The organism is Nocardioides sp. (assembly GCF_036503465.1).
GTDB lineage: Bacteria > Actinomycetota > Actinomycetes > Propionibacteriales > Nocardioidaceae > Nocardioides.
In genome coordinates, this window is the sequence record NZ_DASXWU010000058.1 from 23,881 (window position 1) to 48,590 (window position 24,710).

The 24,710-nt window shown below is 71.9% G+C and carries 27 protein-coding genes, 2 tRNA genes and 1 other RNA gene; 12 read left to right on the forward strand and 18 right to left on the reverse strand.

Features of this window, described 5'->3' with window-relative positions:
• Positions 1 to 38: 38 nt before the first annotated feature.
• Positions 39 to 129, reverse strand: an RNA gene (gene ffs, locus VGK78_RS11405) — signal recognition particle sRNA small type.
• Between the two features lie 192 nt (positions 130 to 321).
• Between ffs and VGK78_RS11410 the strand changes: the two genes are divergently transcribed.
• Positions 322 to 410, forward strand: a tRNA-Ser gene (locus tag VGK78_RS11410).
• Positions 411 to 435: 25 nt separating this feature from the next.
• Here the strand turns inward: VGK78_RS11410 and VGK78_RS11415 are convergent.
• A complete protein-coding gene (locus VGK78_RS11415) occupies positions 436 to 858 on the reverse strand; it encodes a Crp/Fnr family transcriptional regulator (protein WP_331527754.1) in 423 nt (140 codons plus the stop codon).
• 45 nt (positions 859 to 903) lie between these two features.
• Positions 904 to 1,755, reverse strand: a complete 852-nt coding sequence (locus VGK78_RS11420) for an MBL fold metallo-hydrolase (protein WP_331527755.1) — start codon at positions 1,753 to 1,755, stop codon at positions 904 to 906.
• 82 nt (positions 1,756 to 1,837) lie between these two features.
• Here VGK78_RS11420 and VGK78_RS11425 point away from each other — a divergent pair, with 82 nt between their 5' ends.
• The 3 genes from VGK78_RS11425 to VGK78_RS11435 are packed head-to-tail and all read left to right on the forward strand — an operon-like array spanning position 1,838 to position 3,267.
• Entirely contained in the window at positions 1,838 to 2,377 is a 540-nt protein-coding gene (locus VGK78_RS11425; protein WP_331527756.1) for a hypothetical protein, read from the forward strand.
• A gap of 57 nt (positions 2,378 to 2,434) precedes the next feature.
• Entirely contained in the window at positions 2,435 to 2,773 is a 339-nt protein-coding gene (locus VGK78_RS11430) for an ArsR/SmtB family transcription factor (protein WP_331527757.1), read from the forward strand.
• On the forward strand, positions 2,770 to 3,267 hold the full coding sequence (locus VGK78_RS11435) for an SRPBCC domain-containing protein (protein WP_331527758.1): 498 nt from the start codon (positions 2,770 to 2,772) through the stop codon (positions 3,265 to 3,267). The genes VGK78_RS11430 and VGK78_RS11435 overlap by 4 nt, the downstream gene beginning before the upstream one ends.
• Here the strand turns inward: VGK78_RS11435 and galE are convergent.
• Complete coding sequence (gene galE / locus VGK78_RS11440; protein ID WP_331527759.1) at positions 3,225 to 4,271, reverse strand: UDP-glucose 4-epimerase GalE; 1,047 nt, start codon at positions 4,269 to 4,271, stop codon at positions 3,225 to 3,227. The two genes, VGK78_RS11435 and galE, sit on opposite strands and share 43 nt — an antisense overlap.
• A gap of 56 nt (positions 4,272 to 4,327) precedes the next feature.
• Between galE and VGK78_RS11445 the strand changes: the two genes are divergently transcribed.
• Entirely contained in the window at positions 4,328 to 4,885 is a 558-nt protein-coding gene (locus VGK78_RS11445) for a gamma carbonic anhydrase family protein (RefSeq protein WP_331527761.1), read from the forward strand.
• A gap of 22 nt (positions 4,886 to 4,907) precedes the next feature.
• On the opposite strand, the gene VGK78_RS11450 is transcribed toward VGK78_RS11445, so the two are convergent.
• Genes VGK78_RS11450 through VGK78_RS11465 form a run of 4 tightly spaced genes read right to left on the reverse strand, consistent with a single transcriptional unit; the run spans position 4,908 to position 7,172 of the window.
• A complete protein-coding gene (locus VGK78_RS11450) occupies positions 4,908 to 5,144 on the reverse strand; it encodes a hypothetical protein (protein WP_331527762.1) in 237 nt (78 codons plus the stop codon).
• Positions 5,145 to 5,149: 5 nt separating this feature from the next.
• Positions 5,150 to 6,499 carry an EsaB/YukD family protein gene (locus VGK78_RS11455; RefSeq protein WP_331527763.1) on the reverse strand — a complete coding sequence of 450 codons (1,350 nt, stop codon included), beginning with the start codon at positions 6,497 to 6,499 and terminating at the stop codon, positions 5,150 to 5,152.
• 25 nt (positions 6,500 to 6,524) lie between these two features.
• Positions 6,525 to 6,821, reverse strand: a complete 297-nt coding sequence (locus tag VGK78_RS11460) for a WXG100 family type VII secretion target (RefSeq protein WP_331527764.1) — start codon at positions 6,819 to 6,821, stop codon at positions 6,525 to 6,527.
• Between the two features lie 33 nt (positions 6,822 to 6,854).
• Positions 6,855 to 7,172: a hypothetical protein gene (locus VGK78_RS11465; protein ID WP_331527765.1), complete on the reverse strand. Its 318-nt coding sequence runs from the start codon at positions 7,170 to 7,172 to the stop codon at positions 6,855 to 6,857.
• Between the two features lie 330 nt (positions 7,173 to 7,502).
• Here VGK78_RS11465 and eccCa point away from each other — a divergent pair, with 330 nt between their 5' ends.
• Positions 7,503 to 11,381: a type VII secretion protein EccCa gene (eccCa, locus tag VGK78_RS11470; protein WP_414690674.1), complete on the forward strand. Its 3,879-nt coding sequence runs from the start codon at positions 7,503 to 7,505 to the stop codon at positions 11,379 to 11,381.
• A gap of 546 nt (positions 11,382 to 11,927) precedes the next feature.
• On the opposite strand, the gene VGK78_RS11475 is transcribed toward eccCa, so the two are convergent.
• A complete protein-coding gene (locus VGK78_RS11475; protein ID WP_331527767.1) occupies positions 11,928 to 12,761 on the reverse strand; it encodes a hypothetical protein in 834 nt (277 codons plus the stop codon).
• Between the two features lie 98 nt (positions 12,762 to 12,859).
• A complete protein-coding gene (locus VGK78_RS11480; RefSeq protein ID WP_331527768.1) occupies positions 12,860 to 14,419 on the reverse strand; it encodes a helicase HerA-like domain-containing protein in 1,560 nt (519 codons plus the stop codon).
• A gap of 53 nt (positions 14,420 to 14,472) precedes the next feature.
• On the opposite strand from VGK78_RS11480, the gene VGK78_RS11485 reads away from it, so the two are divergent.
• Together VGK78_RS11485 and VGK78_RS11490 are read left to right on the forward strand one after the other, a co-directional pair.
• On the forward strand, positions 14,473 to 14,781 hold the full coding sequence (locus tag VGK78_RS11485) for a type II toxin-antitoxin system VapB family antitoxin (RefSeq protein WP_331527769.1): 309 nt from the start codon (positions 14,473 to 14,475) through the stop codon (positions 14,779 to 14,781).
• On the forward strand, positions 14,778 to 15,284 hold the full coding sequence (locus VGK78_RS11490) for a LytR C-terminal domain-containing protein (RefSeq protein ID WP_331527770.1): 507 nt from the start codon (positions 14,778 to 14,780) through the stop codon (positions 15,282 to 15,284). The genes VGK78_RS11485 and VGK78_RS11490 overlap by 4 nt, the downstream gene beginning before the upstream one ends.
• Here VGK78_RS11490 and VGK78_RS11495 read toward each other — a convergent pair whose 3' ends face one another.
• Entirely contained in the window at positions 15,285 to 16,778 is a 1,494-nt protein-coding gene (locus tag VGK78_RS11495) for a potassium/proton antiporter (protein ID WP_331527771.1), read from the reverse strand.
• A gap of 333 nt (positions 16,779 to 17,111) precedes the next feature.
• Here VGK78_RS11495 and VGK78_RS11500 point away from each other — a divergent pair, with 333 nt between their 5' ends.
• From VGK78_RS11500 to VGK78_RS11510, 3 genes are read left to right on the forward strand one after another with little or no spacing between them, the layout of a single operon-like run.
• A complete protein-coding gene (locus tag VGK78_RS11500) occupies positions 17,112 to 17,546 on the forward strand; it encodes a hypothetical protein (protein ID WP_331527772.1) in 435 nt (144 codons plus the stop codon).
• Positions 17,543 to 18,127 carry a hypothetical protein gene (locus VGK78_RS11505; RefSeq protein WP_331527773.1) on the forward strand — a complete coding sequence of 195 codons (585 nt, stop codon included), beginning with the start codon at positions 17,543 to 17,545 and terminating at the stop codon, positions 18,125 to 18,127. Before VGK78_RS11500 ends, VGK78_RS11505 begins: the two co-directional genes overlap by 4 nt.
• Positions 18,124 to 19,569, forward strand: a complete 1,446-nt coding sequence (locus tag VGK78_RS11510) for a hypothetical protein (protein WP_331527774.1) — start codon at positions 18,124 to 18,126, stop codon at positions 19,567 to 19,569. The genes VGK78_RS11505 and VGK78_RS11510 overlap by 4 nt, the downstream gene beginning before the upstream one ends.
• Positions 19,570 to 19,662: 93 nt before the next feature.
• On the opposite strand, the gene VGK78_RS11515 is transcribed toward VGK78_RS11510, so the two are convergent.
• The 7 genes from VGK78_RS11515 to VGK78_RS11545 form a co-directional block, all read right to left on the reverse strand.
• Positions 19,663 to 20,409 (reverse strand): crotonase/enoyl-CoA hydratase family protein, encoded by a 747-nt coding sequence (locus VGK78_RS11515; RefSeq protein ID WP_331527775.1) that lies wholly within the window; start codon positions 20,407 to 20,409, stop codon positions 19,663 to 19,665.
• A 19-nt stretch (positions 20,410 to 20,428) separates the two neighbouring features.
• On the reverse strand, positions 20,429 to 20,794 hold the full coding sequence (locus tag VGK78_RS11520; RefSeq protein ID WP_331527776.1) for an LPXTG cell wall anchor domain-containing protein: 366 nt from the start codon (positions 20,792 to 20,794) through the stop codon (positions 20,429 to 20,431).
• Positions 20,791 to 21,444, reverse strand: a complete 654-nt coding sequence (locus VGK78_RS11525) for a TetR/AcrR family transcriptional regulator (protein WP_331527777.1) — start codon at positions 21,442 to 21,444, stop codon at positions 20,791 to 20,793. Before VGK78_RS11525 ends, VGK78_RS11520 begins: the two co-directional genes overlap by 4 nt.
• Positions 21,445 to 21,533: 89 nt before the next feature.
• Positions 21,534 to 22,499, reverse strand: coding sequence for a threonine/serine dehydratase (locus VGK78_RS11530; RefSeq protein WP_331527778.1), 966 nt, complete (start codon positions 22,497 to 22,499; stop codon positions 21,534 to 21,536).
• A 272-nt stretch (positions 22,500 to 22,771) separates the two neighbouring features.
• Positions 22,772 to 22,861, reverse strand: a tRNA-Ser gene (locus tag VGK78_RS11535).
• Positions 22,862 to 22,871: 10 nt separating this feature from the next.
• The gene (tadA, locus tag VGK78_RS11540) at positions 22,872 to 23,309 is read right to left on the reverse strand and encodes a tRNA adenosine(34) deaminase TadA (RefSeq protein ID WP_331527782.1); all 438 of its coding nucleotides are present in this window, start codon (positions 23,307 to 23,309) and stop codon (positions 22,872 to 22,874) included.
• 72 nt (positions 23,310 to 23,381) lie between these two features.
• Entirely contained in the window at positions 23,382 to 23,867 is a 486-nt protein-coding gene (locus VGK78_RS11545) for a tRNA adenosine deaminase-associated protein (protein ID WP_331527779.1), read from the reverse strand.
• 144 nt (positions 23,868 to 24,011) lie between these two features.
• On the opposite strand from VGK78_RS11545, the gene upp reads away from it, so the two are divergent.
• On the forward strand, positions 24,012 to 24,653 hold the full coding sequence (gene upp, locus VGK78_RS11550) for a uracil phosphoribosyltransferase (protein ID WP_331527780.1): 642 nt from the start codon (positions 24,012 to 24,014) through the stop codon (positions 24,651 to 24,653).
• Positions 24,654 to 24,710: the final 57 nt, after the last annotated feature.

A 24,710-nucleotide genomic window follows, 5' to 3' on the forward strand; every position in this document is an offset into this window, starting at 1 on the left:
CACTTGCAGACCGTGATGAACCGGCCGCCCGGGCAGAAAGAGGCCCCCCACGCACCCGGCAGAGCCCGCCTGCCCTTGCTGCCTTCCGGCCCTGGGGGAGTTCGGTGAGATGCCGCCGCATGGGGGGTTGCCCGCGAGTCTAGGTGACCCACCAGCCAGGGACGAACTCGCGCCACCGCCGATCCGGCCCGCGCGGAAACTGGCCCACAAACGACCCTGCCGCGGCTCGCCGCGCGCCGTCTGTGGGCCAGTTTTCGTCGCCCGCGGCGTCCGGCCCGAGCGATTTCGTGGGCCGGACGCGGCTTGGGTACCCTCCTCCGCGGAGGATTCGCCTAGTGGCCTATGGCGCTCGCTTGGAAAGCGGGTTGGGTTAACAGCCCTCGCGGGTTCGAATCCCGCATCCTCCGCCAGCCAGCCATCCGGCGTACGGCACCGTCAGGCCTGCAGGCGCTCCTGCATGGTGCGCGTGATCGTCTCCGCGATGTCTGGGTGCTCGGCCTCCAGCCGGCGGAACTCGAACGCGGTCATCACGATCACCGTCAACGGCGACGTGGCGGAGACTGTGGCGGTCCGGGGTGAGTGCTCGACGATGCCGATCTCGCCGAACCAGTCCCCTGGTCCCATCTCTCGCAGCCGCTGACCGTCCGCGACGACGTCGGCCGAGCCGGACTCGATCACGAAGAACGCGGCTGCCAGACCACCCTGGGTGAAGACGGCCTGACCCGGCTCGACGTGCCGGACCTCGCAGTAGCGAACGAACTCCTCGGCATCGCCGGCGCTCAGCGACGCGAACAGCGGCTGCGCCCGGATCCGGTCGGCGTCGACGCCGTGCGAGCGGTCGGGCGGAACGGTAGTCATGGGCCGGATCGTAGCGATTCAGGCGATCCCGAGTCCGAGGAGATCTCAGGCCGGGACCGACCGGTCCGCCGACTCGGCCTCGGGCGCACCGACCGCGATCCGCATCCCCTCCCGGGCGACGAGGATAGGGAGCGGCGCGTCCACCAGGTCGAGGATCCGGTCGAGCTGGTCGTCGGTGCGCACCGGTGAGTGGTGGAAGAGCACGAGGTTTCCGACGTGTGCCTCGTGGGCGAGGGCGATGGTCTCCTCCACGGTGGCATGTCCGTAGTCGTCGGCGAGACGCCGTTCGGACTCGGTGAACTGGGCGTCGTGCAGCAGTACGTCGACACCGTCGATCAGGGCTCTCCCGGCCGGCGTCATGCCTCGCGACGGAGCGTGGTCGGGCAGGTAGGCGAAGGACCCGTCGCCGCTAGCGACCCGGTAGCCCAGGGTGCGCCCGCCCTTGTGGTGTATGCCGGTCGCGGTGACCTCGAAGCCCTCGATCGTGCTGGTCCCGTCCGACGCCGGCAGGAACCGCCAGCTTCCGAGCAGCCCCTCCGGCTCGATCGGGAACGACGGCGGCGAGAGCGTCCGGGCCAGGAGGTCGCGTGCCGAGACGCCACCCTGTTCCGGGACGCGCAGGTCGACCCGGGCGTCGTCACGGTCCACCGCCCGGCAGAAGGGCAGCCCCTCGACGTGGTCCCAGTGCAGGTGGCTGAGCAGGATCGACCCCCGGAACGGCTCGGGACCGAGCAGACCGGGCAGCGAACGCATCCCCGTGCCGGCGTCCATCAGGAGAGTCGGCTCCCCCGCACCGTCGGGGATCACGGCCACGCACGACGTGTGACCGCCGTACCGCACGAAGTCGGGGCCAGGCGCGGGCGTCGAGCCGCGAACACCGAGGAGCACAAGTTCCACCGGCCGACAGTACGGCCTCGACCCCTCTCCCTGGGAGGCAATCGGTCAGACCGCGGCTGGGCCACGCGGGTAGCGTGTGAGGATGAGTGAGTCCCGAGGCGACCAGAGGGACGTCCGCGCCGAGCAGCGCGATGGTCGCTCGGTACGCCGTGACCGTGCCGATGACGACCGCGACTTCCGGGCGGAGGTGCGCGACCGCGCCGCGAGCGACCGGGACGCCGTGGCCACGCACAGGGACTGGGCGGTCCGCGATCGCATCTCCCAGACTCAGACGCGCCGAGCCGCGGAGGGGCGTGCCCGTACGCTGCGGGAACAGGCACTGGACGCGGCCGCCCAGCTCGAGCAGAGCGACATCGACTGCGAGTCCGCCCTCTCCGAGCTCGAGATGCTCGAGCAAGACGTGCTGGACCTGCTCAACGACGCGCGACGACAGCGGCAGGACGCGGCGCACGACAGGCTGGCCAGCACGGCCGACCGCCACAACGCCGAGGGAAGCCGTGCGGATGCGGCCGCAGATCGCAGTGCCGCGGCGGGCGATCGGTCGGCCGCGTCCGGCGACCGGCAGCAGGTCGAGATCTCCCACAACCTGGCCGCGATGCCGCCCGGGGACGACCACTCCTGACGGTGTCGGGGCCGGCGGCGGTCTTGACATATGCCGACATCGGAATATGTTGATGCGGTGGCCCGATCCTCGACGACGGCGGACGTCTTCACTGCAGTCGCCGAGGCGCACCGCCGCGACATCCTCGACGCGCTGATCCCGGGCGAGAAGGCCGTCGGGACCCTCGTCGAGGACCTCTCGATGTCCCAGCCCCAGGTGTCCAAGCACCTCCGGGTGCTCAGCGAGGTCGGACTCGTCCGGTGCCGGGCGGTCGGCCGTCGCCGGCTGTACCGCATCGAACCCACCCGCCTCCGGCCGTTCCACGAGTGGCTGGCCAAGTACGAGCAGGCGCTGGACGCTCGCCTGGATCGGGTGGACGACTACCTCACGGAGCTACAAAAGGGAGAAGAGCGGTGACACATCACCGGCACGGGAGGTCGGTCCTCGAGTTCCCGAACGAGCTCGAGATCGTCCACACCCGGGAGTTCGAGGCTCCGATCGGGCTCGTCTTCGACGTGTTCACGAGGGAGGAGCACGTGCGGAGGACCATCGCTCCCTTCGGGGAGGAGGTGACGGTCTGCTCGATCGACCTGCGCGTGGGAGGGGACTACCACTACGTCTTCGTCACCGACGAGGGCTACGAGTGCTCGTTCCGTGGCACCTTCCTGGAGGTCGAGCCGCCCGCCCGCACCGTCCAGACCTGGCTGTTCGAGGGGTGGCCGGACGCGCACGCCGTCGAGTCGATGGATCTGGAGGAGATCGACGGGGGGACCAGGCTGACCTACACGCTGAAGTTCCGTGACCAGGCCGGGCGCGACCACATGACCAAGTACGACGGTCTCGAGGCGAACTTCGACAACATCGACGCCTACCTGAGGTCGCTGCTCGATCCCGACGGCGCGTCCGGGTAGCCGTCCGGGTTCTGCGACTGCCAGCGCCAGGTGTCCTCGCACATCTGGTCGATGGTGCGGTCGGCGCGCCACCCCAGCTCCGCCTCGGCGCGCGACGGGTCGGCGTACGACTCGGCGACGTCCCCCGCACGGCGCGGCGCGACCTCGACCGGCAGCTCGTGGCCGCAGGCGCGCGAGAACGCGTCGACCACCTCCCTGACCGAGGTCGGGGTGCCGGTGCCGAGGTTCCAGGTCGAGACCGTGACGTCGGTGGTGCCGAGCCGGTCGAGCGCTGCGACGTGCCCGGCGGCGAGGTCCTCGACGTGGAGGTAGTCGCGGCGACCGGTGCCGTCGGGCGTCGGGTAGTCGTCGCCGTAGATCAGCAGCTTGTCGCGGCGGCCGACCGCGACCTGCGCGATCAGCGGCATCAGGTTGTTGGGGATGCCCGACGGGTCCTCACCGATCGTGCCGGAGGCATGCGCCCCGACCGGGTTGAAGTAGCGCAGCAGCGCGACCCGCAGCGACGGGTCGGCCACCGCGGCGTCACGCAGGATCTGCTCCTGCATCACCTTGGTCCAGCCGTACGGGTTGGTGGCCGACGTCGGGAAGTCCTCCCGCATCGGCACCGGCGCGTTCTCGCCGTACACGGTGGCCGAGGAGGAGAAGACGAACTTCGGTACGCCGTGCCGGCTCATCGCCGCGAGCAGCGACAGCGTCGACCCGAGGTTGTTCGAGTAGTAGTCGAGAGGCTTCTCCACGGACTCGCCCACGGCCTTGAGCCCGGCGAAGTGCACCACCGCGTCGAACCCACCTGCCGATACCAGCGCGTCGGTCGCGGCGAGGTCGGTCAGGTCGACCTCGTGCACCTCGATCGACCGCCCGGCCAGAGCGTCGAGCCGGGCGACGACCGACCGCTTGCTGCGGCGGAAGTCGTCGACGATCACGCCATCGTGCCCCGCCGCGATCAGCTGGAGGGTCGTGTGCGAGCCGATGTAGCCCGCCCCGCCGGAGACCAGGATCCGCATGGGCAGCGATTATCGCCGAGCCGTCCCGAGCCTGGATCCGTGGCTAGGTTGGGTCGATGGGAAGGATCGACCCGACCGCGTGGATCGCGCCCTCGGCGGTGGTCAGCGGCGACGTCACCATCGGCGCGGGGAGCCGAGTGCTGCACGGCGCCGTGGTCAACGGCGACACCGGGCCCGTCGCGATCGGCGAGGACGTGCTCGTCATGGAGAACGCCGTGCTGCGCGGGCGCCCGGATCACCCGCTGCAGATCGGGGACGCCGTCCTGGTCGGACCCCACGCCCACCTGAACGGCACCACCGTCGAGGACGAGGTTTTCCTCGCCACCGGTGTCGCGACCTTCGCCGGGGCTCGGATCGGCGCCCGGAGCGAGCTCCGGATCCGTAGCGTCCTGCACGTCAACAGCACGCTTCCGCCGGACTCCGTCGTGCCCATCGGCTGGATCGCGGCCGGTGACCCGGCAGAGCTGTTCTCCCCCGACCGTCACGACGAGCTGTGGGCGGTCCAGGAGCCGCTCGACTTCCCCGGCACGATGTACGGCGTCCCGCGCGGGACCTCGATGCGCGAGATCATGCACCGTCAATCTGAGCGCTACCGATCCGACGAACCCGGATGACGCGAGCGGCCTAGCGGGCGTCTCAGCGCGAGATCCGGCACCAGTCGTGTGTGCACCGGATGCTCGGGTGACCCGTCACCGCATTGCTGGCTGCTGAGCCGGCGACGAGCACCGCCGCGAGGACGAGCCCGCCGACGAGGCAACGCCCGGCGCGGGGCGGCTGCACGCGAGAGCCGGTGCCGGCCCCTGAGAGGAATGCCGTGACGAGGCGGTGACGGTGGAAGGCATCGGCCTCGGCCAGGTCGCGATGGGTCGTCACCTCGGTCACACCCCGCCGGTCCACCCGACCGACAGCCCGGCCGCGACGAGGAGCGCCGGCAACAGTGCGACGAGCGCCGCTGACTCGATCCGGTCGCCCACCCGGCCAGGTCGTGGATCGCGGGGGCGCTGCCACAGGGTCTGGCCGAGCAGCACCACCCCCGCAGCAGCCACGACCACCGCAACGGGCATCCGCCATCGCGCATCGAGCACCAGGACCGCCACCCCCGTGGACACGAGGCCGAGCATGCCGGAGGCGAGCCCGATCAGGACGTCGAGGCCGCTCCGGTAGCGACGCGTCCGGAGCATCACGACCACACAGCCGAGAACTGGAATCGCCACTCCCACCCGCCCCAGGGAGACGGCGAACGGCGCGAGTGCCACGACCAGGAGCCCCGCCGTCACGGACACGGCGACCAGGATCTCGCGGGCGAGTCTGCCCTCCGCCGCCAACCGCACCATGTCGATCCCGTCGGCCTCGGTCGGTGATGTCGAGGCGCCGGACAGGGCGTGCCGACCGGCCCCCGAGGTGCTGAGCGCGAGCGCCGGGAATCCGCTCGTCACGAGCAACACGAATGTCAGCACGATGGTCAAGGGAAGGGTCGGGTCGACAGCGGTGGCCTGCATCAGCAGGCCGGTGGCCGCGCACAGACTGCCCCCTGCCACGGCAGGCAGAAGCATCAGTCGCGCTGTGCTCATGCCCAAACCGGCGATCGCGCCGGCGACGAGGACCGCAACACCGGCCAGCGCTACGGCAGCGCCCGGCATGGACGTTCGCCCGGCCCAACACAGACCGGCGACCCCGGCGTACAGACAGGCCAAGTGGCCCGAGGTCAGTGCGGCGAGCGTCGCACTCCCCCTGCGGGAGAACAGCACGGCACCGGCCAGGAGCGCGACTGCGACAACGGCAGCGCAGACACCACGGGCGCGTTCGATCCCGTGCTGGCTGACCAGCGCCCCTGCGCCCACGAGGAGCAGGCCGGCCGCTGACCACACAGCCGTCTGGCGGCGGGCAGCAGAGCCCCAGCGTCCGGCGTCACGCTCGACCACTTCCGCCATCGCTTCGGACACGTCGTCATGCGCTTGGCGTTGCCCCTCGACGTCAGGTGCCGCGATCGTGATCACCTCTCCGTGGACGATGCCCTGTGCACCCAGCCCGAGGTCGGTGCGGAGGACCCGACCGCCCCGGGTGACCGCGCGGTATCCGCCGTACACCGTCTGCACGTCGAGGATCCCGACGCAGCGCGCCAGCTCGGGAAGGAGGTCCGCGACAGGTAGGACGCCCGGCAGCACGAGGTCGACGCGGCGCGTCCGCGAGGTCACCGTGACGCGCAACAGAGGTGGCGCAGGACCCATCCGATCCTCCCGAGCTGCCGGGTGCTCAGATGTCGAAGCTCCTGGCGCCACGGGCGTCCGCCGCGCGGTACGAGGAGTTCGACCGGGTGACCTGTTCCGAGGTCTGCTGCAGGAGATCGCGCATCTCCGTGATCGCGCCGTCCCACCGCTGCTTGGCCGCGGCGTACGCCCGCTGCGCGTCACCGATCCAAGCCGTGCGCAGTGGTGCGAGGTCCCGGTCCAGCTGCTGGAGCCGCGCGTCGATCCTGCTGACGACCCCTCTCAGATCGTCGGCTGCCTGGTCGAGACCAGCGTGAACGACCTTCAGTCCGTCCAGCTCCATGATCTGCTCCTTTCGTGAGGTGGCCCGAACTGGTCAGCCCAGGCGATGGTGAGTGAGGGCGAAGGCCGCCGACTGCGTCTCGTCGGTGCCGACGTTGTCCCGCTCGGTCGCGCGCAACCCCTCCTCGAAACGGTCGAGTGCTCCGACGATCGTGCGCTGCCTTTCGGACCAGGCGAGGCCCAAGGCCTGGAACGCCGAGCTGCCGCCGCCGCCCCACACGGCCTTGGCGGCGGCCAGATGCTCGACGAGCTCGCGGTCCAGCCGCTCGAAGTCATGCCGGGCCCCGGACACAAGGGCGGCGGCGGCGGACAGAGTGCCTTGTCCTTGCCCCATCTCACGTGCTGATGACATGTCGACGTTCCTTCCTCGGCTGGCCCCCGACGTCGCGATGGCCGTTCCCGGCTGACGTCTCAGGTCTACTCGAACGGCGAGATCCGTGCGGTCGCCTCTCCACAGGGGCTGGAGCCCGACGCCGTTGTCCACAGCCGGAAGGCAGCCCGCTGGACCGCCTGACGCATCAGCCCTAGTGTCCGACGCCCGATCACGTCGCCGACTCGAGAGGGCCCGTTGGACACCAGCATCGGAGTGCGAGGGCCCCAGGCGCCGGAGCTTCGGATCGGGGTCATCGAGGTGCGTGAGCCGCCGGTGCTCCCCTCGGCTGAGGGCGCCGGCGGCGTCCTGATGAACGCCATCCCGATGCTGGGCAGCCTGGGCTCGATCGTGCTCGTCGCCACCATGGGCAGCTCGACGCCGGGAGGTCAGGGACGCAGCTTTCTGGCCGCGGGGATGTTCCTCTTCGCGACGCTCGGCTTCATCGTGGTGCAGCTCGACCGGCAGCGGAAGCAGCGCAACCAGACCGTCACCGGCACCCGGACGGAGTACCTCCGCTACCTCGGCAGCGTCCGCAAGATCGCCCGCGACGCCGCCGCCCAGCAGCGGGCGGCACTCCTCTGGCAGCACCCCGACCCGTCGGCCCTGCCGGCGCTGGCCGAGGAGCGGTCACGGGTGTGGGAGCACGTGGTCACGGACCCGCAGTTCCTCCAGGTGCGGTACGGCGTGTGCACCCAGCCGCTGTCCCTGGAGCTCGTCCCGCCCGACTCCGCCCCCATCGACCAGGTCGATGCGGCGGCGGCGTCCGCGCTGCACCGACTGCTCGCCGTCCACCGGGTGCAGCCGAACCTGCCGGCGGCCGTGGACCTGCGCGCGTTCGACCGGATCGAGATCTGCGGCGAGGAGGAGGAGGCACGGTCGCTGGCGCGCGCGATCATCTGCTCCGCCGCCGCCTTCCAGTCCCCCGAGCATCTCGCGATCGCCGTACTCGCCTCGGAGGCCTCGCTCGCGGAGTGGGACTGGGTGAAGTGGCTGCCGCACGCGCTGTCGGCCCGGGAGTCCGACGCGGTCGGGCCGCGCCGGATGGTGTCGACCAACCTCGCCGACCTGGCGCCATTGCTGCCGCCGGACCTCGCGGATCGCCCGCGCTTCGGCGCCGACGGGCCCGCGCCCGACCCGCACATCCTGTTCGTGGTAGACGGAGGCGTGCTGCCGCCGGGCAACCCCGTGATCCCGCACGACGGACTGCACGGTCTGACCGTGCTCGACCTCCCCAGCCGCTGGGACGAGCTCGAGGAGACGTCTCGGCTGCGGCTGCTCTTCGCGGACGGCGCGCGCACCGACGAGGGCCGGCCCCCGATCACTGCGATGCGGCTGCGCGAGACGCCGGTGCGAGCGGGCGCGGACCAGTGCGATTCGCCGACCGCCGAGGCGTTGGCCCGCAGGCTCGCGCCGCTGCACGTGGTGACCGCCGGGGTCGAGACCGAGCCCGCGAGCGCGGGCGAGATCAAGGGTCCGTTCGACTTCATGGACCTGCTCGGGCTCGTCGACGTGCGCCGCTACGACCCGGGCACGGCATGGCGCAGCCGGCCCGCGCGCGACCGGCTGCGCGTACCGATCGGGCTCGGCGACGACGGCGGGATGATCCACCTCGACCTCAAGGAGTCCGCCCAGCAGGGCATGGGCCCGCACGGACTGGTGATCGGCGCGACCGGCTCCGGGAAGTCCGAGTTCCTACGGACGCTGGTGCTCGGTCTGGCGCTCACCCACTCCCCCGAGCAGCTGAACATGGTGCTGGTCGACTTCAAGGGGGGCGCGACGTTCGCCGGTATGTCGGGGATGCCGCACGTCTCGGCCGTGATCACCAACCTCGCCCAGGAGCTCACCCTGGTCGACCGCATGCAGGACGCCCTCTCCGGCGAGATGGTGCGGCGCCAGGAGCTGCTGCGCGACGCCGGCAACTACGCATCGGTCCGCGACTACGAACGCGCCCGTACGGCGGGCGAGGACCTCACCCCGCTGCCGTCGTTGTTCATCGTGGTCGACGAGTTCTCCGAGATGCTGTCGGCGAAGCCGGAGTTTCTCGACCTCTTCGTCGCCATCGGCCGGCTCGGCCGGTCGCTGGGCCTGCACCTGCTGCTCGCGTCGCAGCGTCTGGAGGAGGGCCGACTGCGGGGCCTCGAGTCGCACCTGTCCTACCGGGTCGGCCTCCGCACGTTCTCTGCGCAGGAGTCGCGCACCGTCCTCGGCGTGCCGGACGCCTACGAGCTGCCGCCGACGCCCGGCCTGGGATTCCTCAAGCCCGATCAGTCGATGTTGCTGCGCTTCAAGGCGGCGTACGTCTCCGGTCCGGCGGCCGGCGGTCGCGTGCAGTCGGAGGTCCGGGACGAGCCCGGTCCGGTCCAGGGGATCCTGCCGTGGACGATCGCCGAGGTGATGACGCAGCTCGCGCCCGCGCCCCGCCCGGTGCCGGTCGGGGAGCAGGAGTCCCTGCTCGACGTCGCGGTCCGCCGGATGTCCGGCCTCGGACCGGGGGCGCACCAGGTCTGGCTGCCGCCGCTCGACGTCCCCGACACCCTCGACGAGCTGATGCCCGACCTCATCGCCGACCCTCAGCTCGGCCTCGTCTCCCAGGAGTGGCGGGCCCTGGGCGGCCTCACGATCCCGCTCGGCACCGTCGACCGACCGCGCGAGCAGCGCCGCGACACCCTGACCGTCGACCTGGCGGGCGCCGGCGGCCACATGGCCGTCGTCGGCGGCCCGCGCACCGGCAAGAGCACGCTGCTGCGGACCCTGGTCACCAGCCTCTCGCTGACCACGACGCCGCTGGAGGCCCAGTTCTTCGTGCTCGACTTCGGCGGCGGCACGTTCGCCGCGATGCAGTCGCTGCCGCACGTCGCCGGCATCGGCACCCGGTCGGAACCCGACGTCGTACGCCGGATCGTCGCCGAGGTCGCCGGGGTGGTCGACCGGCGCGAGGCGTACTTCCGGGCCTGTGGCATCGACTCGATCGAGACCTACCGGACGCGCCGCGACCAGGGGCGCGCCGACGACGGGTACGGCGACGTGTTCCTCGTCGTCGACGGATGGAGCACGCTGCGCGCCGACTTCGACGACCTCGAGCTCGAGCTCCAGCAGCTGGCCTCACGAGGGCTCACGTTCGGGCTCCACATCGTCACCGCCTCCTCGCGCTGGGCCGACTACCGCGCGGCCGTGCGCGACCTCCTCGGCACCCGGCTGGAGCTGAAGCTGGGCGATCCGATGGACTCCGAGATCGACCGCAGGCTGGCCACGCTGGTGCCCCCGGCGCGCCCCGGCCGCGGCCTCGTGCCGGGCAAGCTGCACTTCCTCGCGGCCCTTCCTCGCATCGACGGCGAGCCGGACGTCGCGACCCTCGGCGACGGCGTCGAGAGCCTGGTCAAGGAGATCACCGCGGCGTGGTCCGGTCCTGCCGGACCGAAGCTGCGGCTGCTTCCCCAGCGGCTCACCGTCGACGAGCTGCTCGACCAGGCCGGCGAGCCGAGTCGGACGGGCGGACGGCTGCTGCTCGGCGTCAACGAGAAGGAGCTGGCGCCGGTCGGTCTCGACGCGGACGCCGAGCCGCACTGGCTCGTCTTCGGGGACGGCCGATCCGGCAAGAGCGGGGCGCTGCGCAGCTACGTCCACGAGGTGATGCGGACCCGGACGCCCCAGCAGGCCCAGGTCGTCGTCGTCGACTACCGGCGGTCGCTGCTCGGCGAGGTACCCGACGAGTACCTGCTGAACTACCTCACCTCTGCGGCGCAGGCTGTCCCCACCCTGGCCGACCTCGCGTCGTACCTGCAGAACCGGATCCCGGGACCCGACGTCACCCCCGAGCAGCTGCGCAACCGCTCGTGGTGGAACGGGGCGGAGGTCTTCGTGGTGGTCGACGACTACGACCTGGTCGCCACCACGCAGAGCTCACCGCTGCAGGCGCTGCAGCCGCTGCTGGCCCAGGCCCGCGACGTCGGTCTGCACGTGGTCGTCGCCCGTCGGTCGGGCGGTGCCTCACGAGCGCTCTACGAGCCGGTCATCCAGTCGTTGCGAGACCTGGCGATGCCTGGGCTCGTGCTGTCCGGCAGCCCGGACGAGGGCGCGCTGATCGGCAATGTCCGACCCGGCCCCGCGCCCGCCGGCCGAGGCCGTCTGGTCACCCGCGACCGCGGCGTCGAGGTCGTCCAGCTGGCGTGGAGGGACCCGTCCCTGTGAAAGCCCGTGACACCGTGATCTGTGCTCTCGGGGCGCCTCTCGGGACTCGGCGTACGGCGTCGCTCGCGCTCCTCGCGTGCCTCGCACTGTGGGTCTCCGGCTGCGGCGGGGACAACCCGTCCGACGCCACCGCCCGCCCTCCGACCCGGCGATGTCTCCCAACGTGTCGACCGGTCCGTCGGGCAGCACGTCCCCGAGCCCCGCGGTGAGGCCGCCATCCGGACGCAAGGTCGACCTGAAGGCCCTCACCGCCCGCACGCCGGAGGGCTTCGACTACGACGACAGCCTGGCCGAGGAGATCGTGTTCTCGGCCTCACGCGACTACCGCACCGAGGTCACCTACAGCGACATCACGGTCTTCCCGGGCACCAGCAACCGGTTCGCCGCGCGGCTGTCGATCAGGAACAGCGACTGGAAGCCGAAGCCGAACCTCGCACCCTCCGTCACCTTCGCCGGCGCTCGGTGGTACCACCCTCACCGGCCCGATCGGGAAGGGCCAGCACCTCGAGGAGTTAGGCACGGTCACGCCGGGCTCATCCCCGCTGGTCAAGCTCTCGTTCGAGATGAGCGGTCCGGCCGCTGCTCGGAAGAAGCTGGTCGAGTCGGTGCTGGCGACGGTCCGGATGAAGTAGCGGACCTCCGCTCGTCGACGGCCACCGCCGCGAGCAGAGCGATCCCCCATACGACCGCGGCAGCTCCCCAAGCGGTGCCGAGGCTGCCCAGCCGTTCGGGCCAGACCAGGGAGAGGGCGCCGAACCAGATGGCGCTGCACGCCGAGGTGCACGCAGGCAGCCAGCACCCGCGGCCCGGTCGGCGCACGGCGTACGCCGTCAGGAGCGCCACCAGCACGACCGCGATCGCGAACGCGGCCTGCAAAGGGTAGTGGTCGAGTCCCCATGTCTCCTCGGGGTTCTCGGTCGAGCGCGCCATCTCCCAGGCGTACGCCGCGGCCGGCGGCACGGCGACGACCGCCACGATCGCCGCGAGCGGGGTGGGCCGACCCGGGACTCCTGACACCCGCGTCCCCACCAGGACGGCGACCACCGCCGCCGTGAGCACGACCCCGACGCCGGGCAACACGTGCGGTGGCGAGCCGGCCAGCCCCGCACCGATCGCGATGGACACCCCCACCGCGACCAGCTCGAGCAGAGCCATCACCGCACCGGGCCGCATCACGAGCACCAGCAGCGGGACGGCGACGAGCACGAGGTAGGTCAGGCCCCAGCCGGTCTCCATCAGGAAGTGATCGGCGAACTCCTCCCCGCCCACGAAGGGCGTCAGGAGATCGATCAGCCCGAAGAACAGGAACCCCCAGAACACTGCTGCGCCCGCCGCCACCACGCGCGCGATGACGCGCCGGGACCTCCCCCACGCCGACATGACCGCAGAGTCTGCCCGCAGCCGTTGGCGAGTGCGCATCGGCGCGCCGGTTGCGCGCGTGGCCAGGCTCCGTGGAGCGTCCTTGCGACAGTACGGGGTCAGCGGCGGCCGATGCCGAACATGCCCCGGACGGCCTCGCGGGCGGCGTACCGCACGGCGTACTTGAACGTCGAGGAGGTCACGACCTTCTCGAACGTGCTCTCCTTCGGCTTGGCGGGCCGCGGTCTCGGGGCGGGCTTCCCGGTTCCCTTGCCGGCCTCCTTCGCCGCGTCCTCCTGCGCGGCCTTCTCGGCACCTGCGGCGACCCGGGCGGCGAGCTTCTCGCTGGCCGACTCGCGGTCGACGGCCTGGGAGTACGTCGCCCAGCCGGGGCTCGCCTTCACCGCCGCCTCCATCGCGGCCGGGTCGGCCGGCGCCATCCGCGACTCCGGCGCGCGCAGTCGCGTCCAGGCCACCGGGGCGGGCGCGCCGCGCTCGTTCATCACCGTCACGACGGCCTCGCCGATGCCCAGGGAGAGGATCACCTTGCCGAGATCGTCGTACGACGAGGTCGGGTAGGTGTCGACCGTCGCCTTGAGCGCCTTCGCGTCGTTGGGGGTGGCGTCCCGGAGCTGGTGCTGCACCCGCGAGCCCAGCTGGGCGAGCACGTCGTCCGGTACGTCGGTCGGGCTCTGGGTCACGAAGAAGACCCCGACGCCCTTCGACCTGATCAACCGGACCGTCTGCGCGATCTGGTCCAGGAACCCCTTCGACGCGTCGTCGAACAGCAGGTGTGCCTCGTCGAAGAAGAAGACCAGCTTCGGCTTCTCGGGGTCGCCGACCTCGGGCAGGTCGTGGAAGAGGTCGGCGAGCAGCCACATCAGGAACGTCGAGAACAGCGCCGGCCGGTCCTGCAGGTTGGGCAGCTCGACCATCGACACCATGCCCCGGCCGTCGGACGTGACCTGGAGGAGGTCGGAGGTCTCGAACTCCGGCTCACCGAAGAACGCGTCTGCACCCTGGCTCTGGAACGCGATCAGCTCGCGCAGAATGACTCCGGCAGTGGCGCTGGACAGACCGCCGAGCTCCTGGAGGTCCGGCTTGCCCTCGTCGCTGTCGAGGTAATGCACGACGGCGCGCAGGTCGTCGAGGTCGAGCAGCGGGAGGCCGGCCTGGTCGGCGTAGTGGAAGACCAGGCCGAGGCTGGACTCCTGCGTCTCGTTCAGCCCGAGCACCTTGCTCAGCAGGATCGGGCCGAACGACGTCATCGTCACCCGCAGCGGGATGCCGGTGCCCTCGCCGCCGAGTGCGTAGTACGTGACCGGGAAGCCCTTCGCCTCCCAGCTCTGCCCGACGGACGCCGCGCGGGCCTTGATCTTGTCGTCCTCGGTGCCCGGCACCGACATGCCGGAGAGGTCGCCCTTGATATCCGCCGCGAACACCGGCACGCCGTTCGTCGACAGCTGCTCGGCCAGCAGCTGCAACGTCTTGGTCTTCCCGGTGCCGGTGGCGCCGGCCACCAGTCCGTGCCGGTTGAGCATGCCCAGCGGGATCCTGATGTGGACGTCGGACATGTCGGTCTCGTCGAGCATGAGCGCGCCGAGCTCGAGTGCCGGGCCGGTGAACGCGTACCCGGGGGCCACGGCGGCGGCGATGGGGTTCTCGGTCGCGGAGGTCACGGGCTGAAATCTAGTCAGGGGGGCCGGGAGCACGCTCTGCGTAGACTCGCCGCGTGATCTTCAAGCGGGTGGGAGACGGTCGGCCGTACCCTCCGCACGACCTCTCGTCACGCGCGTGGGCGGCACTGCCGCCGCGCCAGGTCCGGCTCGACGAGCTGGTCACCACCAAGGACACCCTGCGCCTGGACACTCTCCTCGACGAGGACTCGACGTTCTACGGCGACCTGTTCGCGCACGTCGTTCGGTGGCGCGGCGAGCTGTACCTCGAGGACGGGCTGCACCGCGCGCTGCGGGCGGCCCTCCAGCAACGGCACGTGCTCCACGCCCGGGTGCACGAGATGGCCGACGCCGGTAACCGATGAACATCCACGTCAAGACGCTGCTCACGCTGGCCGTGCTGGTCGTCCTGCTGATGCTGGGCGTCACCTGGGGGTGGGCGTCGCTGACCAAGCCGTTCCCGCACAAGGCGGCGCCGAAGGACTGCTATCCCACGGTCCTCCAGCCCGGTGACCGGGTCTCCCCGCCCAAGGTGACCGTCAGCGTCTTCAACGCCAGCGAGCGGGTGGGGCTCGCCGAGCGCACCTTGTCGGCGTTCGAGGACCAGGGTTTCGGGCCGGGCGAGGCGGGCAACGCGCCCAAGGGCACCGTCGTCCACTACGCCCAGATCTGGACGCAGGACCGCAGGAACCCGGCGGTCCTGCTGGTCGCCAGCCGGCTCGGCCCCCACGCCAGCATCGTCAGGAAGAAGCACGGCGGGCCGGGCGTGGTCGTGATGGTCGGCCCGCAGTTCGAGAAGCTGGTGCAGGGCAAGCAGTCCACCAAGGTCACCCAGCCCACGACGATCTGCTCGCCTCCGACGGGCTGATCAGTCGCCGAGCCAGCGCCCGAGCCGGCCGTGCGCGGAGACGATCCGGAGCCGCTTGACGGTGGGCTCGCGCAGGTGGTGGGGCGTCACGATCAGCACGTCGTCGCCGCGGCGGAGGACGGTACGCCGTTCGGGCACGATCGTGCGGCCGTCACGCACGACCATGGAGACCGACGACCCCTCGGGCAGCCGCAGCTCGCCGACCTCGACCCCGTGCAGACGGGACACCGGGGTGATCGTCACCTGGAGCATGTCGGCGGCGACCCGCTCCAGCGGGGCGACCTCCAGGTCCAGGGAGCGGGGCTCGAGCTGCCGCGTGACCTCGAGCCACCGGACGACCGTCGGCAGGGTCGGCCCGGTCAGGACCGTCGAGATCACCACGATCACGAACACGATGTCGAACAGCCGCTCCGCGTCGGTGACCTTCTCGGCGAGCGGGATCGTCGCGAGCACGATCGGCACGGCGCCGCGCAGACCTGCCCACGAGACGAACCCGACCTCCCGCCAGGGCATCGGCTGCACCACGGCACTCACCCAGACCGTGATCGGCCGGGCCACGAAGGTGAGCAGCAGGCTGCCGACGACGGCGATGCCCACGACCGACCAGGTGATCCGGCTCGGGGTGAGCAGGAGCCCGAGCATCACGAACAGCCCGATCTGCGCCAGCCAGGCGACGCCCTCCGCGAACGACCGGGTCGCGATCCGGTGCGGCAGCTCGGAGTTGCCGAGCACCAGCGCCGCGACGTAGATCGCGGCGAAGCCGGAGGCGTGGGCGCCCGCGGCCGCGCCGTACGACAGGAGTGCCAGGCACAGCACGGCCAGCGGGTAGAGACCGGACGACGGGAGCGCAGCGCGCCGCATCAGCCAGGCTCCGCCGAACCCGACCGCGAGCCCGAGGACCACGCCCACGACCAGCTCGAAGACGATCACCAGCACGGTCGTCGGGACGCCGTGGTCCGCCACCGACCCGGTCGAGATCAGCGTGACCAGGACGACCGTCGGGGCGTCGTTGAAGCCCGACTCCGCCTCGAGCGCTCCCACCAGGCGCGGGGAGAGCGGAAGGCCCCGCAGCACCGAGAAGACCGCGGCCGCGTCCGTCGGCGAGGTCACCGCACCGAGCAGCACCGAGAGCTGCCAGGAGAGACCGAGCACGAAGTGCGCACCCAGCGCGACGATCGCCACCGACACCGCCACCCCGAGCGTCGCCAAGGACAACCCCAGACGCATCGACGGCTTCACGGCGTCCCAGCTCGTGGTCAGACCGCCCTCGGCCAGGATCAGGGCCAGGGCGGCGAAGCCGAGTGCGTGCGCGAGCTCGGCGTTCTGGAAGTCGATGCCGATGCCGTTCTCCCCGAGCGCCACCCCCATCAGCAGGTAGAGCAACAGGCTGGGAAGACCTGCCCGCGAGCTGAGCCGGACCGCGAGGATCGCGAGCAACGTGACACCCGCACCGACCAGCACGAACGTGTCGAGCTGGTGGACGTCGAAGGTCACGTGCTGTCCTCGCTTCGGGAGCAGGGGCGGCGATGCCCGAGTTTATCGGCGGCCGGGCAGGAGGCCGGGCGGCGAACGTCGCATCCGTGGTGAACCGGCGACGCCCATCGGAACGTACGGACATGACGAAGTCGCAGCGGCAGCGCACACGCGACGTGATCGAGCGCGTGGGCGAGACATCTGGACGCGCTCGACGGAGCGATCCACGGCCTGTCCTGGCCTGCCGACCGGCGCTCTTCCACAGCCGCCTCGACCGGGCGTTTGCGGCGTACGCCGTCCGGGCAGGCCTTGCTCCACGGCGGCACTCGGGGGCCGCCGGGAAGGAGCAGGACGATGTACGGCGACACCTCGGTGATCCGGGGCCTGGCCCGCGGGATGCGTGAGCGCGCCGGAGACATCCGGGCCGAGGCGGACGAGCTGGCCGGCCGGGCCGAGGCGGTGCCGTGGACGGGCCTGGCCGCCGACGCGATGCGGCGGCTGGCCCGCGACCACGCAACCCGGCTCAGGTCATCCGCCGACGCGCACGACACGGCCGCGGACGCCCTCGACCGTCACGCCCGCGAGGTCGAATACCTGAAGGACCTGATCGCGGCGATCGAGCACCGCGCGGTCAGGCTCCTGGAGTCCGCCGCGAGCGGGGTCGCCGGCCTGCTCGGCCACGTGCTCCCGGACGCCGTCGAGCACTGGGCCGGCCACTTCGAACCGCCACCCCACGGCAGCCGGGCCTGGCTCGATGTGCACCTCCCGTGCGGTGGTGGGTCGGCATGAGCACCCCGGATCTCGTCGTCGACGTCGACCGGGTCGTAGGCCGCGGCGGGACGAGCGCCCGGCTCCGATCCCGGTACGCGTTGCTCGCCGGCACCGTGAACGTCGTGACCGTGCTCGACGGCCGGGTCGAGATGCGGCGGGTGACCCCACCCGACTGGCGGGACGACCTCGATCGCGTCGGCCGCGTGCCGGGCTGCACCGAGCCACCGACGACACCGGCGCCGCCGGAGCGCGAGCCCGCCCTGCCCTGGGACCTCGTCGTCGCGACCGGCCGGGCGCTCGCCGAGCAGCGACCCGACGTGTACGACGAGCTGGTCGCGCGTGCGGAGCCGAGCCTGGGTGCGCCCCTGCGCCGGCTCCACGACGAGACCGTGGGCAGGCTGCGGATCGTCGGGATCCTGCCGGGCCGACGGCGCATCGGCTGGGTCTCGTGGGTGCTCCGGGCCGACGGCTGGCGCGCCCTCACGCCGTACCTCGAGCGGTGCGGACCGGCGGCGAGGCCGATGGTGCGGGTCGAGCGCCGACGCCCCGAGGACATCGCGCCCGAGGTCGCACGCTGGGCGGCGGAGGCGGGCCGATGACCACGCCACCGATCACCCCTCCGATCATCCCTCCGATCACGCGGGTCACCGGCGGCGTCGCCGGGCTGGCCGCGACGTACGCCGCGGTGCGGGCGCTGGCCGACCGCTTCGACGCCGCCGGCGACCACCTGCGCGAGCACGCCGGTGCGGACGCCCGGGTGCTCACCGATCCGGACCTGCTCGAGTCCGCACCGCTGTCGCCGGTGACGTTCGCCGAGGCGGAGGCCCAGGTGGTCGACGCGACGTCCGGCCTCCACGGTGTCGTGGAGGCGTCGGTCGTCTACGAGGCCGACGCCGTCCTGGTGCGGGCGACCGTGACGGCCTACCAGGAGTCCGACCGGCTCGTGGCGAGGTCGTTCCAGGCGTTGGACTACATCGTCGGGCACGACCTGGGCTGCGCCCTGTCCGCGGTGGCGCCGGAGCTCCTCCTGCTCGGCATGGTCGCCGTCCCGGTGTGGCAGCACCTACCGGACAGCACTCGCCGTCGCCTCGGCGACCCCCTCGAGGAGTGGGCGGACGAGCATCCCGAGGCGGTGCAGCACGCCGTGGACGGGAGCGGCGGGCTCCTGGACGGGCTCCTGACCGGTGTGCCGCTGGTGCGGTTGCTGGCCGGGATCGGGCCCTTCCACCCGACCCTGGCCGACGCGGCCTCGGACCTCGCCGGGCTGTACCCCGCGGAGGGTCCGCCCCGGGTACGGCGCCGCGGCGACCTCCACGTTCCGCTCGGCCAGACCCCGCCGGACGACCTGGCCGGCCTGATCCGACATCTCGACGAGACCAACCGACTCTCCCCGCACGACCGTCCCGGCGACCAGGGGACCGTCGAGATCCAGACGCTGCACGCGGCCGACGGCACGGTCCGGCACGTCGTCTACCTGCCCGGCACCGACGACCTGACCACGACCCCGTGGAGCCATGACGAGGACGTGCGCGACCTCCCGGCCGACCTCCGGGTGATCGCCGGCGACCGCTCGACGTACGCCACCGGCATCGAGGAGGCGATGAAGGAGGCCGGCATCGGACGCCACGACCCGGTGCTGCTGGTCGGGCACAGCCTCGGCGGGATGGAGGCCGCGTCGTTGCTCGCCCACGGCTCGGGCTTCGACGTCACGCACGTCGTCACCGCCGGGTCGCCGATCGGCGGTCTCCACCAGTATCCACCCGGCACGCACGTGCTCTCCCTGGAGAACCGAGGCGACCTCGTCCCCCTCCTCGACGGCCGCGACAACGCCGACTCCGTCCAGCAGGTGACCATGCAGTTCGACGACCACGAGACGTCGATCGCCGGCAACCACGATCTGCAGCACTACGTCCGCGGCGCGGCCGCAGCCGATGCGTCGACGGACGCATCGGTCCGCGAGCAGCTGGCCAGCCTGCGGGCGCACGGTTTCCTCGGCTCGGCCGGCGGCGCCACGAGCCAGGTCTTCCAGATCAGCCGATGACGGGTTCGAGGGCGCGGACATCCGCGTCGCCGTCGGCCGCTGGTGGAGCGGGGCTACCTCTCCCGGTGCGATCCCCGTGCTCGCGAGGCGGACTCAGAACGCCCCGTGCCGCCCCTCTCCCTCACCGAAGCGCGCCGCGCCCTCGGCCGCGCCGGCCGCGAGCGACCGCAGCCCGAGCTCCAGCTCACGCGCGATCGCCTGATCCTCCCGGAGTCCCTGCCGGTCGAGGAGACTCGAGCGGTCGTTGCGCAGGCAGTCCTGGGGGAACGCCGCCAGCTCGCGGGCAAGTCCCCGCGCGGCGACCAGCGCCTGTCCGGCCGGGACCACGCGGTCGACCAGACCGATCCGCTCGGCCTCCGACGCGCCGACCGGGCGGCCGGTGAGGACCAGGTCCATCGCCCTGCCGGCGCCGATCAGTCGCGGCAGCCGCACCGTGCCGCCGTCGACCAGCGGCACACCCCAGCGCCGGCAGAACACCCCGAACGTCGAGTTCTCCGCCGCCACCCGGAGGTCGCACCAGATCGCGAGCTCGAGCCCGCCCGCCACGGCGTACCCCTCGACGGCCGCGATGACGGGCTTGTCCAGGCGCATCCGGGTCGGACCCATCGGTCCGTCGCCGTCGGGTTCCACGCGGTTGTCGAACGATGTCAGGTCGGCACCGGCGCAGAACGTGCCGCCCGCGCCGGTGAGCACCGCGACGCTCTGGGACCGGTCTGCGTCGAAGGTCCGGAACGCATCTGCCAGCGCCGCGGCCGTGGCTCGGTCGACGGCGTTGCGCGCCTCCGGGCGAACGATGGTGACCGTGGTGACCGGGCCGTCCTGCTCCACGCGCACGCTCATCGCGCCAGCGTAGACAGGGTCACCCGCGGCGCCGCCTGGCGAACACGGCGATCCCGGCGACCATGAGCACGAACGCGGCGACGAGCAAGAACCACGGGTTCGACTGCTCACCGCAGCTCTGGCTCGTGGGTGTGGTCGTGCAGACCTCGCCGGGCCCGTCGCGGTTGAGCCAGGCGAGGTAGAGCAACGGAAGGGCCGCGCCGGACAACAGCCCTCCCATGGCCCACCCGAAGTCGAACACCCACAGCAGCCAGGCGCAGAGGAACAGGGTGCCCAGCAGGACGAAGGGCCCGACGGAGAGCAGGGAGAGGACGCCGAAGCATCCGCCGGCACCGGCGACGCACCACCCGAGGAACGCGCGGAACGAGTCGCCGTCCGCCTTCACGACACACCCCTACGGGCCGCTTCTGCGCGCCTCATGGCCCGCCGTGCGCGACCGCGGACGGCGCGAACCGCGACGGGCGGCAGACCGTCGAGCGCCGAGACCAGCGCGCCGACCGCGTCCAGCGACGCCAGGGCCGACGAGGCCGCGTCGGCGTCGACGCCGTCGTACAGCTCGATCCCGACGAAGCCCGCGGCGACGGCGCGCGCCAGGCCGGCCGGATCCACCAGTCCGGCCAGGGGCGTGGCCGGCAGCACGCGGGTCAGCACGGCCTCCACCTCCGCGCACCAGCGGTCCAAGGCATAGCGGCCGGCGCCGGCGAGCGTCTCGTCGCGCTGCGCGCCGGCCAGCACCTGCGCCATCTGGAGGACGTTCCCGGCCCGCCGCTCCGCCTGGTGCAGGTCGCGTCCGACCGTCAACAGCTCGCCCAGCGTGGTGACGTCTGCGAACCGGTCGCGGTACGACGCGACCGCCAGGTCGACCGACCGGCGTACCGCCGCATCGAGCAGACCGGCGACGCTGCCGAAGTGGTAGAAGACGAGTGCTTGGTTGACATCGGCCCGCGCTGCGACGGTCCTGGCCGACACGCCCACGACGCCGTCCTCTGCCAGGGCCGCGGCTGCGGCATCGAGCAGCTTGTCCTGGGTGGTCATGACGCGCCTCTCGGCGTCCGAGATTGAGCGATCGCTCAACTGCAGGGTAGTGCAGTTTGAGCGTGCGCTCAAGAGGAGGTGGGGGTTACCTACGTCGGCGGTGGGGGCGCGAGGTCGGAGGGGTCGGAGTTGGCGCCGCAGAGAACGATCGCGACCCGTTCCCCGTCGGCCGGGCGGTAGGCGCCGGCGAGCAGGGCTGCCACCGGAGCGGCGGCCCCGGCCTCGAGCACCAGTCGGTAGCGCTCCCAGACGAGCCGGCGCGCGTCGAGGATCGCCTCGTCGCCGACCAGCACGCTCGCGACGTCGGCCCGACGGGCCACGTCCCATGCGATGGCACCCACCCGGCGGGCACCGAGTGAGTCGGCGGCGACGCCGGAGACCGCGACGTCCACCGGCTGTCCCGCGGCCAGCGCCTCGTGCAGGGTCGGCGCGGTGACGGGCTCGACGGCGACCACCCGCGCCGTACCTTCGACTGCGGTGGCGATCCCCGACATCAACCCGCCCCCGCCTACTGCGACCAGCACGGTGTCCACCGCGCGGTGAACCTCCGCCAGCTGCTCGAGGAGCTCGAGACCCAGCGTGCCGGCGCCGGCGCAGATCTCGGGCTGGTCGTAGGCGTGGCAGTACACCGCTCCGGTGTCGGCCACGTGCTCCATCGCCGCGTCATAAGCGTCGGCGTACTCGGTCCCGCGCGCCACCACGGTCGCGCCGTACTCGTGCAGCCGCCGGAGCTTGGTGGGCGACGCCGTGGTCGGCACGAAGACGGTTGCCGGGACGCCGGCCGACGCGGCGGCGTAGGCGTTCGCGAGCCCGGCATTGCCGCCCGAGGCCACGACGATCCCGGTCTCGGGGTCGAGCTCGCCGCGCTCGCGGCCGGACAGGATCCGGTTGAACGCGCCTCGGGGCTTGAAGGTCCCGGTGTGCTGGAGCAGCTCGAGCTTCAGGCAGCCGCCGCTGGGCAGCCACGGGTCGTCGGCGTCGACGACCTGGACCGGCGTACGCCGGACGTGGCCGTGGATGCGGCGCGCGGCGTCCTCGATGTCGGCACGGTCCACCCGGTCATCGTCGCATCGGAGTCTGGGCGTGGCGGGTCGGCACCCGTGAGAGCTGGTGACGGCTGGCGCCGGACCCGTCACCTTTCCGCGCCTCAGCCGTTACCCCTGTGGCGCCTGGGATCCCGTGCAGCGGCGCTGCGCCCCCGCGGCCACCTATCCCCCCTGAGGCCGCGGGGCGCTCTCCCAGGGGGTGTCCGGGTCCTCGGGCGTCTCGTCAACGTCGGACGGCGGGACGCGCGCAGGCCACTGAGGTGGGCGGACTTCGAGGCATGTGGCGGTGGCGGCGGGATTTGAACCCGCGGTGGACTTGCGCCCACAAACGCTTTCGAGGCGTTCTCCTTAGGCCGCTCGGACACGCCACCGCCGGAGAGGCTACCCGAGGCGTCGATGGGCGAAGAAATCGTCCAGCAGGGCCGAGCACTCCTCGGCGAGGACGCCACCGACCACCTCCGGACGGTGGTTGAGACGACGATCGCGGACCACGTCCCAGAGCGAGCCGACGGCGCCCGCCTTGGGGTCGTAGACCCCGAACACCAGGCGATCCAGGCGCGAGAGCACGACCGCGCCGGCACACATCGTGCACGGCTCGAGGGTCACCACGAGGGTGCAGCCGGAGAGCCGCCACTCCCCCGATGCCTGGGCGGCACGTCGTACCGCGACCAGCTCGGCGTGGCCCGTCGGGTCGCCGTCCCGCTCGCGGACGTTGTGCCCGCGGCCGATCACCGAGCCGGAGGCGTCGAGCACCACGGCACCGATCGGGACGTCCCCGGAACCGGGGGCCAGGCGGGCCTCGTCGAGTGCTGCGCGCATGGCCACGTCGTACACGACGGCAGGCACGCTCACCGGATCGGCCACGGATGGGTTCGCTCGGTCGCCGGCTGCTCAGGCCGAGGTGAGACCGACGGCCTCGTCGAACAGCGGACCGAAGCCGAGCCGGCGCGCCACGTCGGAGAGCATCTCGTCGGGGTAGAGGTCGAAGTCGTCGAGCAGCACGCCCATGTCCATGGCGGCCATCCCGAGGTCGCCGAGAAGGTCGAGGTCTCCGGCGGGTGCCTGCTCGTCCTCGTCCTCGGGCTCGGGCAGTCCGAGCTCGTCGACGGCCGAGCTGGCGAGCTCCCACTCCTCGGCGGCGGTGATGTCGGAGAGCAGGATGCGGACCGACGGCCCGGCGACACGGACGATCACGAAGAAGTCCTCGTCGATCGCGACCATGCCGATCGCCCCGCCGTCACCGGGGAACCGGCGCAGCGCGGCGGAGAGGCTGGGGACGTCGCTGAGCACGTCGTGCGCCAGCTCGACGACCTGCCAGACGCCCTCCTCACGAAAGGCGGCCACCGCGAAGTCGATCCCCTCGATCTGTTCGCTCATGGCCACCTCCGATCACCTGGGAGCGGCACGGGGCCGCACGTGGAGCAGCAGGACATATCCAGGGTGACAGAGGCGTCTGGCCGTGCCAACCCTGTTCCCGCCCACGCTCCCGCCTGCGTCATCACCTGCTTTAGGGTGCGGGCCATGCGCACGATCGTCGTCGACCACCCGCTCGTCGCCCACAAGCTCACAGCCCTGCGCGACGAGCGGACGGACTCGCCGACGTTCCGGCGGCTGGTCGACCAGCTGGTCACCCTGCTGGCCTACGAGGCGACCCGCGACGTCCGCGTCGAGCCGTTCGAGATCACGACACCGGTGGCGCCGACCACCGGCGTTCGGCTCTCGTCGCCGCAGCCGATGGTGGTCCCCATCCTCCGGGCCGGCCTCGGGATGCTCGAGGGGATGATGAAGCTCCTGCCGACCGCGGAGGTCGGGTTCCTCGGGATGATGCGCAACGAGGAGACGCTGCAGGCCTCGACATACGCCGAGCGGTTGCCCGACGACCTCGCGGGGCGGCAGTGCTACGTGCTCGACCCGATGCTCGCGACGGGTGGCACGCTCGCCGCGGCGATCAGGTTCCTGACCGATCGCGGCGCCGATGACATCACCGCAATCTGCCTGCTCGCCGCACCCGAGGGCTGCCGGCGACTGGAGCAGGAGCTCGAGGGCCTGGACGTGCCCGTCACCGTCGTCACGGCGGCAATGGACGAGAAGCTGAACGAGAAGGGCTACATCGTGCCGGGTCTGGGCGACGCGGGCGACCGGCTGTACGGGCTGGCGGGATAGCCCGGCTGTCATCTCAACCACCGGGGAAGATCTGGACCTTCCCGGTCGCGATCAGCA

Coding starts and splice junctions, on each gene's coding strand:
- VGK78_RS11415 (WP_331527754.1), bottom strand. CDS start 858: ATGACTACCGTTCCGCCCGACCGCTCGCACGGCGTCGACGCCGACCGG.
- VGK78_RS11425 (WP_331527756.1), top strand. CDS start 1,838: ATGAGTGAGTCCCGAGGCGACCAGAGGGACGTCCGCGCCGAGCAGCGC.
- galE (WP_331527759.1), bottom strand. CDS start 4,271: ATGCGGATCCTGGTCTCCGGCGGGGCGGGCTACATCGGCTCGCACACG.
- VGK78_RS11445 (WP_331527761.1), top strand. CDS start 4,328: ATGGGAAGGATCGACCCGACCGCGTGGATCGCGCCCTCGGCGGTGGTC.
- VGK78_RS11455 (WP_331527763.1), bottom strand. CDS start 6,499: ATGGGTCCTGCGCCACCTCTGTTGCGCGTCACGGTGACCTCGCGGACG.
- VGK78_RS11460 (WP_331527764.1), bottom strand. CDS start 6,821: ATGGAGCTGGACGGACTGAAGGTCGTTCACGCTGGTCTCGACCAGGCA.
- VGK78_RS11465 (WP_331527765.1), bottom strand. CDS start 7,172: ATGTCATCAGCACGTGAGATGGGGCAAGGACAAGGCACTCTGTCCGCC.
- eccCa (WP_414690674.1), top strand. CDS start 7,503: ATGAACGCCATCCCGATGCTGGGCAGCCTGGGCTCGATCGTGCTCGTC.
- VGK78_RS11475 (WP_331527767.1), bottom strand. CDS start 12,761: ATGTCGGCGTGGGGGAGGTCCCGGCGCGTCATCGCGCGCGTGGTGGCG.
- VGK78_RS11490 (WP_331527770.1), top strand. CDS start 14,778: ATGAACATCCACGTCAAGACGCTGCTCACGCTGGCCGTGCTGGTCGTC.
- VGK78_RS11500 (WP_331527772.1), top strand. CDS start 17,112: ATGTACGGCGACACCTCGGTGATCCGGGGCCTGGCCCGCGGGATGCGT.
- VGK78_RS11505 (WP_331527773.1), top strand. CDS start 17,543: ATGAGCACCCCGGATCTCGTCGTCGACGTCGACCGGGTCGTAGGCCGC.
- VGK78_RS11510 (WP_331527774.1), top strand. CDS start 18,124: ATGACCACGCCACCGATCACCCCTCCGATCATCCCTCCGATCACGCGG.
- VGK78_RS11515 (WP_331527775.1), bottom strand. CDS start 20,409: ATGAGCGTGCGCGTGGAGCAGGACGGCCCGGTCACCACGGTCACCATC.
- VGK78_RS11525 (WP_331527777.1), bottom strand. CDS start 21,444: ATGACCACCCAGGACAAGCTGCTCGATGCCGCAGCCGCGGCCCTGGCA.
- tadA (WP_331527782.1), bottom strand. CDS start 23,309: ATGCGCGCAGCACTCGACGAGGCCCGCCTGGCCCCCGGTTCCGGGGAC.
- VGK78_RS11545 (WP_331527779.1), bottom strand. CDS start 23,867: ATGAGCGAACAGATCGAGGGGATCGACTTCGCGGTGGCCGCCTTTCGT.
- upp (WP_331527780.1), top strand. CDS start 24,012: ATGCGCACGATCGTCGTCGACCACCCGCTCGTCGCCCACAAGCTCACA.